The following is a 14,723-nucleotide window of genomic DNA, read 5'->3' on the forward strand; positions in this document are numbered from 1 at the left end:
ATAGGGCGAAGGGAGTAGATACCGTGAAGTAGAGTCGTCGCATTTCCAGTCGAAGGCGTTGCTCGAAGATCCAGCGCCGGGTCGGGCGCGGATGGAGGTCCAGCGCGAGTTAGAACCTTGCGATTCGTCAACGCTTCCAGCGTAAGGCCATGGTGCGATCGCACCATACCAAAGCCGCGCTCAGTGGCGACAATGGGATATTCGAAGTTCCGCTCCTCCAGTTACGGGCGGGAGCAGCGACCGCCGGCAAGAAACAGGGTCAGATTTACCCCAACGGACCTGTTTCGGCGATGGCGCGGCCATGACACGTTCTGGCTGCATGCAACGCGCTCCCGTCCGGCTTTTTTTCTTTTAAAGCCGGTGGCTACGATCGCCGAGCAGACGATGCCGGCCGGAATTCAAGCAAGCTGCTGATTCCAGCGGCAAACCGCGGCCCATGCCGACAAACCCCGCGGCCGCTCCTTCTTACCCGGCTGGACGACGTTACCGGAGCGACATGAAACTGTCATGCGACTGTAATAATCGGGGGCTATTGGCCTCAGCGGGCGCCGGAGGAATGGCGCCGAGAGACCATATTCCGAACAGGAGCAGGCCACATGAGACATTTCATCCGCTCGGCGGCCGTTGCGATTGCAATGGCTGCGGCGACGACCACCCTCACCCTGTCCGCCGCGCTCGCCGCGGACATCTCCGGCGCCGGCGCCACCTTCCCCTACCCGATCTATGCGAAGTGGGCCGACACCTACAAGAAAGACACCGGCATTGGCCTTAACTACCAGTCGATCGGTTCCGGCGGCGGCATCAAGCAGATCAAAGCCAAGACCGTTACCTTCGGCGCTTCGGATGCGCCGCTCAAGGGCGACGAGCTTGAAGCGTCCGGACTGGCTCAATTCCCGATGGTGATGGGCGGCATCGTTCCCGTCGTCAATCTCGAAGGCATCAAGCCGGGCGAGTTGGTTCTCGACGGCCCGACGCTGGCCGACATCTTCCTCGGCAAGATCACGAGCTGGGATGACGAAGCGATCAAGAAGCTTAATCCCGACGTCAAGCTGCCTTCGCAGGCGATCGCGGTCGTTCACCGTTCCGATGGTTCGGGCACGACGTTCAACTTCACCTATTACCTCGGCGACGTCAGCGCGGACTGGAAAGAAAAGGTCGGCGTCGACAAGGCCGTGGAATGGCCGGTCGGCATCGGCGCCAAGGGCAATGAGGGCGTTGCCAACAACGTCTCCCAGACCGGCGGCGCGATCGGTTATGTCGAATATGCCTACGCCAAGCAGAACAAGCTCACCCACACCGATATGATCAACAAGGACGGCAAGAAGGTCGAGCCCGCCGCGGCGGCGTTCTCGGCGGCAGCGGCCAATGCCGACTGGAGCTCGCAGCCGGGCTATGGCGTCATCCTCGCCAACGAGCCGGGCGCCGAGTCCTGGCCGATGACGGCGGCAACGTGGATCCTGCTCTACAAGAAGCCGGATGATGCCGCGACCACCGGCGAAGCGCTCAAATTCTTCGCCTGGGCATACGACAAGGGCGACGAGATGGCCGGCGAGCTGGACTACGTTCCGATGCCCGACAAGGTGGTCGAGAGCGTCAAGGCCATGTGGGCCAAGGAAGTTGTCGGCGACGACGGCAAGCCGCTCTACTCGGCTATGTAATCTCCTCCAGGGAGGGCGTCGACGGCGCCCTCCCTGTTGCCTTTAATCGCGAGGACCCAATGACCATCGCTTCCGATGCCATGCCATCATCTGCAGCAGCCCGGGCCAGGGAAGCTACGGTGCGGCGCTTCGCGCTCACCGATGCCATATTCCGCGGACTCACCCGCGCTTCCGCAATTCTTGTGCTGGTCATCCTCGGCGGTGTCGCGATCTCGCTGTTTGCCGGCTCGTGGCAGGCGCTGTCGTCCTTCGGTTTCTCCTTCCTGACGACTGAAAGCTGGAATCCGGTCACGGAAAAATTTGGCGCACTGGCGCCGATCTACGGCACCCTGGTCACGGCGGCCATCGCCATCCTGATCGCGGTTCCGATCGGCATCGGCATTGCAGTCTTTCTCACCGAGCTCTGCCCGCGCCCGCTCAGGCGCCCGATCGGCATAGCGGTCGAGCTGTTGGCCGGCATTCCTTCGATCATCTACGGCATCTGGGGCCTGTTCGTGTTCGCGCCGTTCCTGCAGACGGCGATACAGCCCTTCATCATCAACGTCTTCCACGGCGTGCCGGGACTATCCAGCCTTTTCGCCGGCCCTCCTTACGGCATCGGCCTTCTGACCTCGGCGCTGATCCTTGCCATCATGGTGCTGCCCTTCATCACCTCGATCACCAAAGACGTCTTCGATACGGTGCCGGCGGTGCTGAAGGAATCGGCCTATGGCATCGGTTGCACGACCTGGGAAGTGACCCGGCGCGTGGTCATTCCCTATACCCGCATCGGCATCATGGGCGGCGTCATGCTTGGCCTGGGCCGGGCGCTCGGCGAGACCATGGCGGTGACCTTCGTCATCGGCAACGCCCACCGCATCAGTGCCTCCCTGTTCGCGCCGGGCACGACGATCTCGGCGACCATCGCCAATGAATTCACCGAGGCCGACGGCGACCTCTACACCTCCTCGCTGGTTTCGCTCGGCCTGATCCTCTTCGTTATCACCTTCCTGATCCTTGCCGCCGCCCGCTATATGTTGATGCGGATCGACGCCCGTACGGGAGCCTGACCGATGTCGACATCCTCATCGCTCCACAGCCGCCGCAAAGCCAGGAATTCGGTGATGATGGCGCTTTGCGTCGTCGCCGCCGGCATCGGGCTTGCCTGGCTGGCGCTCATTCTCGGCGCACTGGTCTATAAGGGCACAGCCGGGCTTTCGCTCGCGGTCTTCACCGAGATGACGCCACCACCGGGCGAGGCCGGCGGCCTGCTCAATGCCATCGCGGGCAGCCTGCTGATGACGATCATCGCCGTTGTCGTCGGCACGCCGATCGGCGTGCTGGCGGGAACCTACATGGCCGAGTATGGACGCTTTTCGCGCATCACCACCGTCGTCCGCTTCATCAACGACATCCTGTTGTCGGCGCCGTCGATCATCATCGGCTTGTTTGTCTATGAGCTGATGGTGCGGCCAATGGGACATTTCTCGGCCATTGCCGGCGCCGTTGCGCTTGCCATCCTGGTCATTCCGGTGGTCGTGCGCACCACTGAAGACATGCTCAACCTGGTGCCGAACGCGTTGCGTGAAGCCGGTGCCGCGATCGGCGCGCCACGCTGGGTGGTGATCCGTTCGGTCGCCTACCGCGCCGCATTGTCCGGCATCGTCACCGGCATATTGCTGGCGATAGCACGCATTTCCGGCGAGACGGCGCCGCTGCTCTTCACCGCGCTCAACAACCAGTTCTGGAGCAGCAATATCAACGCGCCGATGGCCAGCCTGCCGGTGACCATCTTCCAGTTCGCTCTCAGCCCTTACGAGGAATGGCAGCAACTGGCGTGGACCGGCGCACTCATAATCACCCTGACGGTTCTGGGCTTGAGCATCCTCGCCCGCAGCCTTACCGGACGCAGAGAGGACAGATGACACAGATGTTGTCCCCAGACATGACGATGGCCGAAACGGTCGTCGAGAAGACGAAGATCGAGGTCAAGAATCTCAACTTCTACTACGGCCAGAGCAAGGCGCTGAAGGACATCAGCCTGTCACTGCCTGAGCGCAGTGTCACGGCCTTCATCGGCCCTTCGGGGTGCGGGAAATCGACGCTGCTGCGTGTGTTCAACCGCATCTATGAGCTCTACCCAAAACAGACGGCCGAGGGCCAGGTGCTGCTCGACGGCAAGAACATTCTCGACCGGTCGCAGGATCTCAACCTCCTCAGGACCAAGATCGGCATGGTGTTCCAGAAGCCGACGCCGTTCCCGATGTCGATCTACGAGAACATCGCCTTCGGCGTCAGGCTCTACGAGAACCTCGGCAAGTCCGAGATGGACGGCCGCGTCGAACAGGCGTTGAAGCGCGCCGCGCTGTGGAGCGAGGTCAAGGACAAGCTCAACGCCAGCGGCTTGAGCCTGTCCGGCGGCCAGCAGCAGCGGCTCTGTATCGCCCGCACCGTGGCCGTGAAGCCGGAAGTCATTCTGCTCGACGAACCGGCTTCGGCCCTCGACCCGCTGTCGACTGCCAAGATCGAGGAACTGATCGACGAATTGCAAGCCGACTATACGATCGTCATCGTCACCCACAACATGCAGCAGGCGGCGCGCGTGTCGCGCCAGACCGCCTTCATGTATCTGGGTGAACTGGTCGAGTTCGACCGGACCGAGAAGATCTTCACGTCGCCCCGCGAGAAGCGCACGCAGGACTACATCACTGGCCGCTTCGGCTGAGCCGTTCCGATCATGCATATGAGGACAGGACCATGGGCGAACACACAGTCGCTTCTTTCGACGAGGATCTCGAGCAGATCAGCAAGCTGATCCGCGACATGGCCGACCTCGCCGGTTCGATGGTCGGCGGGGCGACCAAGGCCCTGTTGAATTCCGACAACGTGCTGGCGCAACGCGTCGTTTCCGACGACGCCATCATGGATGCGCGTCAACGCGAACTGGACGACCGCGCCATCACCCTGATCGCCAAACGCCAGCCGATGGCCCACGATCTTCGCCATGTGGTCGGAGCGATCCGCATGGCGGGCGACCTCGAACGCATCGGCGACCTTGCCAAGAATATCGCCAAGCGCGTGAGTGCGGTCGGCCTCAGCGCTACGCCGCGGGACCTGTCGCATTCCATCGACGCGATGGCGCAGCTGGTTCTCATCCAGGTGCAGGGTGTCATCGAGGAATATGCTGCAGGCGATGCGGCCGCGTTGGCCAAGCTGCGTGCCGCCGACGAGCGCATCGACGTCAAATACACGTCCGTGTTCCGCGAGCTGTTGACCTACATGATGGAAGATCCGCGCAACATCACCGCTTGCACGCACCTGCTGTTCTGCGCCAAGAATCTGGAGCGGATCGGCGACCATGTCACCAACATCGCCGAAAATGCGTATTATGTGCTGACCGGCGAGCAATTGCCGGTCAATCGTCCGAAGCAGGACGAAACGACAATGTCCGCACCGGTGACATGATGGGGGTGCCCAGCCGATGATCGCACCACGCATAATGGTGGTGGAGGACGAGGAGCCATTGGGTGTGCTGCTCCGCTACAATCTCGAATCCGAAGGCTACCAGGTCGAGGTGGTGACACGCGGCGACGAAGCCGAGATCCGTTTGCAGGAGAATGTGCCCGACCTTTTGGTGCTCGACTGGATGATACCAGCGGTTTCCGGCATCGAGCTCTGTCGTCGGTTGCGGGTGCGCCCCGAAACCGAGCGGCTGCCGATCATCATGCTGACCGCGCGCGGCGAGGAGAGCGACCGGGTGCGCGGGCTTTCGACCGGCGCCGACGACTATCTGGTCAAACCGTTTTCGACACCGGAATTCATGGCCAGGGTCAAGGCGCTGCTGCGGCGCGCCAAGCCGGAAGTGCTGTCCAGCGTGCTGAAGGTCGGCGACATCGTGCTCGATCGCGAATCGCACAGGGTCTATCGCAAGAAGAGCGAAATCAGGCTCGGGCCGACCGAATTCCGGCTGCTCGAGTTCATGATGCGGCATCCGGGCCGTGTCTTCTCGCGCAGCCAGTTACTCGATAATGTCTGGGGCGAGACAATCTACATCGACGAACGCACCGTCGACGTGCATGTCGGGCGGCTGCGCAAAGCCGTCAACAACGGCCGGATGCCGGATGTCATCCGCACCATCCGCGGTGCCGGCTATGCGATCAGGGAAGATTGACCCGCCTGGTCAGGCTACGTTCTTTCTGACGCTGGGCCTCATTTGCGCGCCCGGCGCGAAAATCTCCTGGTCGACGAAGCTTAGCGCCCGCATCGCGCAGCCTTCGCGGATCAGCGGCAATTCGTTCGGCTCTGTATCGAAGGAGATCGAGCCCGAATGCTGGCCGCCGGCGGTCTGGGCGATTGCCTTCCGCAAGGCCGGCTCGATCAGATCGAAGGCGGCGGCACTGGCGCCGACCATCGCGACCGGTGCCGGATCGATCAGCGCGAACAGCGAGCCGAGACCGAAACCCAGCGCTTCGCCGGCCTTGCGGTAGGCCTCGCGTTCCGGCCCATCTTTCTCGCGCGCCCGGGCCGCCAGTGCTCGCATGTCGGCGTCGCTGACGTCGGCGATCGGTTCGCTTTCTTCGCTCATCTGCCTGGCGTTGCGCCAGATGGCGTAGTTGCCGGCATAGGCCTCGATGCAGCCGCGCCGCCCGCAACGGCAGAGCGCGCCGCCCGGACGATGGATCATGTGGCCAAATTCGCCACCCGAGGAATGCGTCCCGGTGAACAGTTCGCCCTTCAGCACCAGCCCCATGCCGATGCCATGCGAAAGCAGGATGGCGATGAAGTCGTCGCGATAGCGATCCGGATTGCGCCAGCGCAAAGCCACCGCCATCATGTTGCAGTCGTTCTCCACCGTTGCCGGGATGCCGAATTCGTCCTCCAGCATGTCGGCAAAGGCGATGTCGGTCTGCGGCGTGATCGGCGACCACAGCATGGCGCGTGCAGGGGAGTCGGTAATGCCCTGAATCGCCAGGGCGATGCGGGCGACACTGCGGACGTCAAGGTCTGGATCCTGCAGCCGGCGCCGGACGATGGCCATGCATTCACGGATCAGCTCGTCGCGCGGCATGGTCAGCGTGTCCAGTCGGCGCTGTTCCTCGGCGACCACCTGTCCCGTATAGTCGATAATGGCGGCCGACAGGAAATTCAGCGACAACACCACGGTCAGCACCGCCGCCGCTTCCGGGTTGAGGGCGAGGCCGACCTGCGGACGACCGCGTTTCAACGAAACGGGCTCACTTGCCTTGCTCTCGGCGAGGATGCCTTCCCGTATCAGGTCGGAAGAGATCGCCGATATGGTCGAATGACTGAGGCCGGTAGTAGCTGCGATCTCAGTACGCGATGGCTGGCCGGCCCGGCGCACCGCCGAGATCACCATCGCCCGGTTGCGCCGGCGCAAATCGTCATGGCGGATTCCGACCGACATTGTTTTGCTTTCCTCCCGGTTGCCGCGGCCGCTCATGAACCGGAAGCCGTCGGTAATGTCCGACAAATAGTGTCGGACGCAGGCAAATAGTGTCAGATGCAGGTGGCGCTGTCATCGTTTATTCCGACGCTCGAAAAAACCCGCAGAGTCATCAAAATCCATCAGAATCGATGTTGACAGCAGCCGGAGATCGGGCCAGTATTTTTTCGAGGCTCGAAAAAATTAGAGCTTCTAAGCTGGTCTTTGAGCCAATTGGTCACGCCGTACGCGGCGCAGGGAGGATATGATGAAGAAATTCACGACCGCCATTCTGGCGGGTGTCGCCATGACGCTGGCGCTGGCGTCGGTGGCGCAGGCTAAAGACAAGGTCATCGGCGTTTCGTGGTCGAACTTCCAGGAAGAGCGCTGGAAGACCGACGAGGCCGCAATGAAGGCGGCCATTGAGGCCGCAGGCGACAAGTATATTTCCGCCGACGCACAGTCCAACCCCGGCAAGCAGCTCACCGACGTCGAGAGCCTGATCTCGCAGGGCGCCAGCGCACTGATCATCCTGGCGCAGGACGCCTCGGCCATCGGGCCGGCCGTGCAGAAGGCACTGGACGAAGGCATCCCGGTCGTCGGCTATGACCGGCTGATCGAGAACAAGGACGTGTTCTATCTGACCTTCGACAACAAGGAAGTCGGCCGCATGCAGGCCCGCGAAGTCTTCAAGGTGAAGCCGGAAGGCAACTACGTCTTCATCAAGGGTTCGGGTTCCGATCCGAATGCCGATTTCCTGTTTGCCGGTTCGATGGAGGTGCTGAAGGAGGCCATTGACGGCGGCAAGATCAAGAATGTCGGCGAGGCCTATACGGACGGCTGGCTGCCGGCCAACGCTCAGAAGAACATGGAACAGTTCCTGACCGCCAACGACAACAAGGTCGATGCCGTGGTCGCCGCTAATGACGGCACTGCCGGCGGCGTCGTCGCCGCGCTGACGGCGCAAGGGCTGGCCGGATCGGTTCCGGTTTCGGGCCAGGACGGCGACCACGCCGCGCTGAACCGCATCGCGCTCGGCACACAGACCGTGTCGGTGTGGAAGGATGCGCGCGAGCTCGGCAAGAATGCCGCCGAGATCGCCTCGCAACTGGCCGACGGCAAGCAGATGACCGACATTGCCGGCGTGAAGGATTTCACCACGCCCGGCGGCAATACCGTCAAGTCGCTGTTCCTGACCCCGGTCGCCATCACCAAGGACAACCTCAACGTCGTCATCGACGCCGGCTGGATCAAGAAAGAAGAGGTCTGCGCCGGGGTGACGGCTGGCACTGTTGCAGTCTGCAACTGAGCCGACGTTTCCGAAAAGTCCGAACGCCGCGGCCGCTCGCCGCGGCGTTTTTCCAACAAGAGTTGTTTTTCCGCTTCCGGCGGATAACTTCTAGGCTGCTTCCGGCATCCGCGGCAGACGGCAACCCGGCGGGAGAAACATCATGACCGACACGACGTCCAACACGCCGGTCGACAGCACGACAGACCGGGCACGGGAATCCGAACTCGGCATTGTTGCCCGATTTCTCAAGGCAACCGAACTCGACACGCGCATGCTCGGCATGGTCGGCGCGCTGCTGGTCATCTGGGTCGGCCTGCATGTCATTTCTAGCGTACGGCTCGGCGTCAATCCGTTCGACTTCGACAGCCGGACCTTCCTGACGCCACGCAATCTCTGGAACCTGTCGGTGCAGACTTCGGCCGTGGCCATAATGGCCGCCGGAATGGTGCTGGTTATCGTCATGCGCAATATCGACCTGTCGGTCGGCTCCGCCGAAGGCCTGATCGGCGTGGTCATGGGTTTTGCGCAGGTGCATTTCCTGGTGCGAATGGTCGGTCTGCAATTAGGCAACCCCTGGATCTGGATCCTGGCGCTGGCCATCGGCCTCGCGCTTGGCCTTCTGATCGGAGCGTTCCAGGGATACATCATCGCTTATCTCGAGGTGCCGGCCTTCATCGTGACGCTGGGCGGCCTTCTGGTCTGGCGGGGTGCCGCATGGTGGGTCGCCAGTGGGCAGACGATTGCGCCGCTGGATGCCACTTTCCAGCTGATGGGCGGCGGACCGACGGGTTCGATCGGTGCGCGATGGAGCTGGATCGTCGGAATTGTCGCGTGCCTGGCGGTTGTGTTCATGCTGCTCAACGGGCGGGTGCAGCGCAAGCGGTTCCGCTTCCCGTTACGCCCGATCTGGGCCGAGACGTTCCTCGGGGCCGTCACTTGCCTTGTCATCATGGGCGCCATATGGCTTGCCAATTCCTATCCTTGGCCGGTCGGCATCGTGAACAGATATGCGGCGGCCAACAATATAACCGTTCCCGAAGGCGGGCTGTTCATCGCCCATGGCATCGCCATACCCGTGCTGATGGCTGTAGCCGTAGGGCTGATCATGACCTTCATCGCCAAGCGTACCCGTTTCGGCCGCTATGTCTTCGCCATCGGCGGCAATCCGGAAGCAGCCAACCTTGCCGGTATCAACACGCGCTGGGTGACCATGAAGGTGTTCATGATCATGGGCGTGCTGGCGACGATCGCCGCAGCGATCTCGTCAGCCAGGCAGAACTCGTCGACCAATGCGCTGGGCACGCTGGACGAGCTCCTGGTCATCGCGGCGGCGGTGATCGGCGGCACGTCGCTCGCCGGCGGCTCCGGCACAGTGCTCGGCGCCATGCTCGGCGCGCTTTTGATGCAGTCGCTGCAGTCCGGTATGGTGCTGCTCGGCATCGATTCGCCGCTGCAGAGCATCGTTGTCGGAGCCGTGCTGGTGGTCGCGGTGTGGCTCGATACCGTCTATCGCAAACGGGTCTGAGCATGATCCCGCAAGGTGGAAACCGGTTTTCGTACAACTTGATGCTCAAGCAGGATCTATAGGGAGGAAGGACGAGCATGGCAGACAAAACCGCTCCCACGCCGCTGATCGACATGCGCAACATCTCCATCGCTTTCGGCGGCATTCGCGCCGTCGACGATGCCTCTGTCGACCTTTTCCCGGGCGAGGTGATGGCTTTGCTCGGTCACAACGGTGCCGGCAAATCGACGTTGATAAAAATCCTGTCCGGCGCCTACAAGCGCGATGCGGGCCAGATTTTCGTCAACGGCGAGGAAGCTTCGATCTCCAATCCCCGCGACGCCAAGAAGTACGGCATCGAGACGATCTACCAGACGCTGGCGCTGGCCGACAATGTCGATGCGGCCGCCAACCTGTTTCTCGGCCGCGAGCTGATGACCGGCTGGGGTACGCTCGACGACGTCGCCATGGAGGCCGAGGCGCGCAAGGTGATGGGCAGGCTCAATCCGCGTTTCCAACGCTTCAAGGAGCCGGTGGTAAAGCTTTCGGGCGGCCAGCGGCAGTCGGTGGCGATCGCCCGCGCCATCCTGTTCAATGCTCGCATCCTGATCATGGACGAGCCGACGGCGGCACTCGGGCCGCAAGAGACGGCGCAGGTCGGCGAACTGGTCAGGCAGCTCAAGTCCGACGGCATCGGCATCTTCCTGATCAGCCATGATATTCACGACGTGTTCGAGCTTGCCGACCGTGTCTGCGTCATGAAGAACGGTCGGGTTGTCGGAACGACGCGCACAACCGACGTCACCCAGGACGAGGTGCTCGGCATGATCATCCTCGGCAAGTGCCCACCCGGCGCCATTCCGGGGCCGGGCGCGCTGAAGATCGCCGCATGAACGAGAATTAGCCGGCTAATCACAAGCCGCCAAAATGTGCCAGCCGTCACCATGCATTGGCCTCGCCATTGTGTTGGCGTCAGGACTTGCCCATAAAGATGCCGAACCGTCCACGGGACGTATCAGCAATTGAAGAAGCTTTTTCCGACCGTCGCTTTTATCGCCGTCGCGCTGATCAGCCTGACGATGGCGGGTTTTGCCTATTTTGCCACCCAGGAGGCGGCCCGCATTAAATTCGAGGCGACGGCAGACGACGCGCTTAACCGGATCGAAAGCCGCATCGACCTGGACCTGTCGCTGCTGCGTTCGACCCGGGCGCTGTTCGACGCACGCAATGGCGGTATCTCGCAGGGCGAGTTCAAGGCCTTCTTCAACGCGCTCGACATCGAGAATAATTTCGCCGGCCTGCGCGGCATCGGTTTCCTTCGCCTGGCGAAAACTGGCAACGAGGCGGCGGTCGAGCGCGACATCCTGCACGATCACGGCGCAAGCCATCCGATCTATCCCGACACGAACTTACCGTGGCGTACGCCCATCGTGCTGTTCGAACCGCTGGATCCGTCCAACAAATCCAGCATCGGCTACGACATGTTCACCGGGCCGGCGCGGCGCGAGGCGATCGAAAAGGCGATGACCGACGACCAGCAGCACGCCAGCGGGCTGGTGCAGTTCGGCAAGGATACGGGTGCCGCGCAGACCTTTACCGGGTTCCTCGTCTTCGTCCGGCTCAATGTCGAAACCGCGCCGGACGCCGTGAACGCGACGAGATCCTCGACTGCCGGCTTCCTTTATGCGGCCTTCCGCGCCCGTGATCTGTTCCAGGCTGCGCTCAGCCGGGCACCATTGCTGCCGGTCAACACCGAGATCTATGACGGCACGGTGGACAGCGACAACCTGCTGTTCCAATCGGAAACGCCGCCTGTTTCGAGCCTCGGCGACAGGCTGCTGGTCACCCGCAAGATCACCGTCGCCGGCCGGCCGTGGGTCGTCCTGTTCAGGCCGACAAGTGCTTTCTCGCAACCTTCCTCGCGCGCCATCCCGGTGATGCTCGGATTGTTCGGACTGCTGCTTGCGGGCGCCATCGCGCTGGTGGCCCGCTATCAGGAGCGGGCCTATGAGGCGGTCTCGCTGCTTCACGAAACGACCGAAAAGAGCCTGCTGGAAAAAGACCTGATGCTGCAGGAGATGAAGCATCGCATCAAGAACTCGATCACGCGGGTGCTGGCAATCGCGCGCCAGACAGCATCGCACACCACCGACGTCCAGGAATTCTCGGCTTCTTTCTCGGCCCGGCTGCAGGCGATGGCGGCTTCCCAGGACATGCTGACGCGCTCACGCTGGCAGAAAGCCGATCTCGGCGACCTGCTGCGCATCGAGCTAGGCCAGGTGTTCGGCAGCGAGCTTCCTGAAGGGCTGCTGTCGGGACCGCAGGTTCTTCTCGATGAAAAGACGACGCAGGCACTCGGCCTCGTCTTTCACGAACTGGCGACGAATGCGCTGAAGCATGGCGAAGCCGGCAATTCAGTCGGTGCGCTGAAGGTCGACTGGTCGCTCGACGCCCGTAGCGGCACCCGGACATTGGCTCTCAACTGGCGCGAGGCCGGTCAGAAGAAGCTCGAGACACCGGCAAAGAGCGGTTTTGGCACCAGACTGATCGATCTCAACGTCACGCGCGAATTGCGTGGCACAATCAGGCGCGATTTTCGCGAAGATGGCTTGAACGTGGAAATCAAGGTTCCGCTGCCGGCCTGAAACGCCGTCTCGTGGGCCGCGTCGCAACAGCGCTCTAAAAGGGCAAACGCGGAGACAGGTGGCCTGCCTCCGCGTTTGCTGTTCGCCTGGAGCTCGAAACTAGTTGCAGCGAGCTGTGTAAATCCGGCCGTGACGATCTCTGTATTGGCAGTAGCCATTTTGCAGACGGCGAACGAGCAGACCGCCAATCGCACCAGCGCCGGCGCCGATCAAAGCGCCCTTGCCGCCGCCGACAGCGCCACCAATGAGCGCGCCGCCCACAGTGCCGATACCCACGTTCTCTTCCGTGGTGGTGCAGCCGCTGACCGCAACCACGGCAACCATGGCAATAATCATCTTCCGCATGGAGTCATCCTCACTTTTGTCCTCACTTTAATAAGCTCCAGCCGCCATTTAGCATGAAAGTACGGCCTTTGCCCGCACGATTTCATTGTTGATTAAGATAGTCTTTTTCGGGGCGTGCGCCGTTCGATGCTACCACGAACCCGGAAATCTCCAAGGACGCATCGAGCGTGCCGCTGGGACGCACGTTCCAGACGATCCTGTCATAGTCGTCCTCGAGCACCGGATCGACGGCAAGGCATCTGGCGACGACATGTTGGGCCTGGCCCGGCAGGTCGGTGACCGCGAACGGGCACGGCCGAGCACTCGGGCAGTGGTTTCAAAGCGATCAAGCAGAGGCGAGTTCGATTCAGATCAGTTGGGACGCGGCGGTCAGGACGATCGCGGCCATAAGCGCGATAGCGGCGAAGCGGAGGGGCGAAGCACGAGGCGCGGGCGCTGCGGACGCGTCGGGATCCTGAAAACCGCCCATCGAGACGCGAGCGGCCTGTTCCAGTCTGTTCAAGTCGGCAGCCGTCAAGGCCCATTCCCTTCATTTTGTGCCAAACTCAATCCGGTGGATCGGCACGTTCGCACAGGATCGGACTTTATGGTGAACAGTCGGTTAAAGATGGCGATGCGCAGCAAGCCTTCGCGCGGCGACCGCCGCTCGTTAATCCGTCTCGAAATTGCCGTGAGGAACGACAAGGCGGTATTCGAGGCGGTTCCCGGTGATCTCAAGTGTCGCCGTTCCATTCAATGAAGTGGGCACGACGCGTTCGAGCGCGACGCTGCCAAAACGCTTCTCACTGCGCTGATTGTCGTTGGCTCCGATCACTTCGGCCCATGTCAGCGACAGCGCAGGCTCGCCAGCGGAAGCTGCCGTCAGATCGGCCGTCACCTCGACGAAACCGTCGCTGCGCGACAGTGCGCCATAGCTGACCGAATTGACGGCGAGCTCATGCATGGCCAAGCCGATGTGCAAGGCGGCATTGGGGTTGAGATATGGATTTGCGCCGCGGAAGCGTAGGCTGTGCAAGGGATCCGCGCCGTACCTGCCGACCTGACCGGAAACCAGCTCGCGCAGCGCCGCTCCCCGCCAGTTGGATGACGTAACCAAATCCTGCGAGGAGGCCAGCGACTGCAATCGGCCGCGGAAGCGCGTCAGGAAATCGTCAATGCTGCCGGAATAACGGCCCGTCTGGGTGGCGATACTCTGGATGATGGCCAAAAGGTTCTTGGAGCGATGACTGACTTCGCGCAGCAGCGCCTTCAACGTCTGCTCCCGGCGTTTCTGCTCGGTTGTTTCGACCATGGTGGTCACGACGCCCTGCACCGCGCCGGTCTCGCTGCGGTCGGCGTCTATCCACACCTGAAACCAGCGGGCGCCGTCATCGGCCGGCACGCTGAGTTCAAGATGTTGAGGATTGCCGGAGACGATGACGTCGTGCTTGGCGGCGCCGATACGCTCTGCCTGCGCCGGCGGCAAGATGCCGGTGTTGTCGGAGGCATCGGAAGTCCAGGGCGCGCGCATGTTGCGCGCCCACACCGTCTTCATCTCGCGATCCTGGTACAGGACGGAAATCCCGGCATTGTGCAGTGCATGGAGAAGGGCCCGGCCAAGCTGCATCCCGCTTTCGGCGGGATGCAAAGCGATGATCTCATCACTCTGGCCGCGGTCTTTCATTTTTCCGACTCTGGAACGCATCGGTCAATTTGCTCAACCCATGTCGGGCTGAACGGTTCGCGGAAAAATGGGTTCCAAAAGGAGGAGGTTCGTATCAAGCCTTAAAAAGCGGTCCGCCGAGCGGCATCCCGTTGGAGGACACTGCCCGGCGGTGGCTGGAAACCGTTTGAGGGGTGCGGCTTCCAGTGTTCGCTT

14 protein-coding genes are annotated in these 14,723 nt (G+C 62.1%); 10 read left to right on the top strand and 4 right to left on the bottom strand.

The window, feature by feature from the left end:
- Positions 1–596 precede the first annotated feature (596 nt).
- The 6 genes from pstS to phoB are packed head-to-tail and all read left to right on the top strand — an operon-like array spanning position 597 to position 5,808.
- Positions 597–1,658 carry a phosphate ABC transporter substrate-binding protein PstS gene (pstS, locus tag NKK47_RS01635; RefSeq protein ID WP_352574829.1) on the top strand — a complete coding sequence of 354 codons (1,062 nt, stop codon included), beginning with the start codon at positions 597–599 and terminating at the stop codon, positions 1,656–1,658.
- Between the two features lie 59 nt (positions 1,659–1,717).
- The gene (gene pstC, locus NKK47_RS01640) at positions 1,718–2,707 is read left to right on the top strand and encodes a phosphate ABC transporter permease subunit PstC (protein ID WP_352574831.1); all 990 of its coding nucleotides are present in this window, start codon (positions 1,718–1,720) and stop codon (positions 2,705–2,707) included.
- Positions 2,708–2,710: 3 nt separating this feature from the next.
- Positions 2,711–3,562 (top strand): phosphate ABC transporter permease PstA, encoded by an 852-nt coding sequence (pstA, locus tag NKK47_RS01645; protein WP_023678532.1) that lies wholly within the window; start codon positions 2,711–2,713, stop codon positions 3,560–3,562.
- Positions 3,559–4,362 (top strand): phosphate ABC transporter ATP-binding protein PstB, encoded by an 804-nt coding sequence (gene pstB, locus NKK47_RS01650; RefSeq protein WP_031212148.1) that lies wholly within the window; start codon positions 3,559–3,561, stop codon positions 4,360–4,362. Before pstA ends, pstB begins: the two co-directional genes overlap by 4 nt.
- Positions 4,363–4,394: 32 nt before the next feature.
- Positions 4,395–5,102: a phosphate signaling complex protein PhoU gene (gene phoU, locus NKK47_RS01655; RefSeq protein WP_023678534.1), complete on the top strand. Its 708-nt coding sequence runs from the start codon at positions 4,395–4,397 to the stop codon at positions 5,100–5,102.
- Between the two features lie 16 nt (positions 5,103–5,118).
- Positions 5,119–5,808: a phosphate regulon transcriptional regulator PhoB gene (gene phoB, locus NKK47_RS01660; RefSeq protein WP_031212149.1), complete on the top strand. Its 690-nt coding sequence runs from the start codon at positions 5,119–5,121 to the stop codon at positions 5,806–5,808.
- 9 nt (positions 5,809–5,817) lie between these two features.
- On the opposite strand, the gene NKK47_RS01665 is transcribed toward phoB, so the two are convergent.
- Entirely contained in the window at positions 5,818–7,062 is a 1,245-nt protein-coding gene (locus NKK47_RS01665) for an ROK family protein (RefSeq protein ID WP_352480860.1), read from the bottom strand.
- A 286-nt stretch (positions 7,063–7,348) separates the two neighbouring features.
- On the opposite strand from NKK47_RS01665, the gene xylF reads away from it, so the two are divergent.
- From xylF to NKK47_RS01685, 4 genes are all read left to right on the top strand, one after another.
- Positions 7,349–8,389: a D-xylose ABC transporter substrate-binding protein gene (xylF, locus tag NKK47_RS01670; protein ID WP_352480859.1), complete on the top strand. Its 1,041-nt coding sequence runs from the start codon at positions 7,349–7,351 to the stop codon at positions 8,387–8,389.
- Between the two features lie 142 nt (positions 8,390–8,531).
- On the top strand, positions 8,532–9,896 hold the full coding sequence (locus NKK47_RS01675; RefSeq protein WP_352574833.1) for a sugar ABC transporter permease: 1,365 nt from the start codon (positions 8,532–8,534) through the stop codon (positions 9,894–9,896).
- Between the two features lie 77 nt (positions 9,897–9,973).
- Positions 9,974–10,768, top strand: coding sequence for an ATP-binding cassette domain-containing protein (locus NKK47_RS01680; RefSeq protein WP_352480857.1), 795 nt, complete (start codon positions 9,974–9,976; stop codon positions 10,766–10,768).
- A gap of 129 nt (positions 10,769–10,897) precedes the next feature.
- On the top strand, positions 10,898–12,520 hold the full coding sequence (locus NKK47_RS01685; RefSeq protein ID WP_352480856.1) for a CHASE domain-containing protein: 1,623 nt from the start codon (positions 10,898–10,900) through the stop codon (positions 12,518–12,520).
- A 99-nt stretch (positions 12,521–12,619) separates the two neighbouring features.
- Here the strand turns inward: NKK47_RS01685 and NKK47_RS01690 are convergent, their stop codons facing one another.
- The 3 genes from NKK47_RS01690 to NKK47_RS01700 form a co-directional block, all read right to left on the bottom strand.
- Positions 12,620–12,865 carry a YMGG-like glycine zipper-containing protein gene (locus tag NKK47_RS01690; protein ID WP_006328050.1) on the bottom strand — a complete coding sequence of 82 codons (246 nt, stop codon included), beginning with the start codon at positions 12,863–12,865 and terminating at the stop codon, positions 12,620–12,622.
- Between the two features lie 346 nt (positions 12,866–13,211).
- Complete coding sequence (locus NKK47_RS01695) at positions 13,212–13,382, bottom strand: hypothetical protein (RefSeq protein WP_352480855.1); 171 nt, start codon at positions 13,380–13,382, stop codon at positions 13,212–13,214.
- Between the two features lie 132 nt (positions 13,383–13,514).
- Entirely contained in the window at positions 13,515–14,549 is a 1,035-nt protein-coding gene (locus tag NKK47_RS01700) for a sensor histidine kinase (protein ID WP_352574835.1), read from the bottom strand.
- Positions 14,550–14,723: the final 174 nt, after the last annotated feature.

The sequence above is a fragment of the Mesorhizobium sp. M0019 genome (assembly GCF_040323975.1).
Classification (GTDB): domain Bacteria; phylum Pseudomonadota; class Alphaproteobacteria; order Rhizobiales; family Rhizobiaceae; genus Mesorhizobium.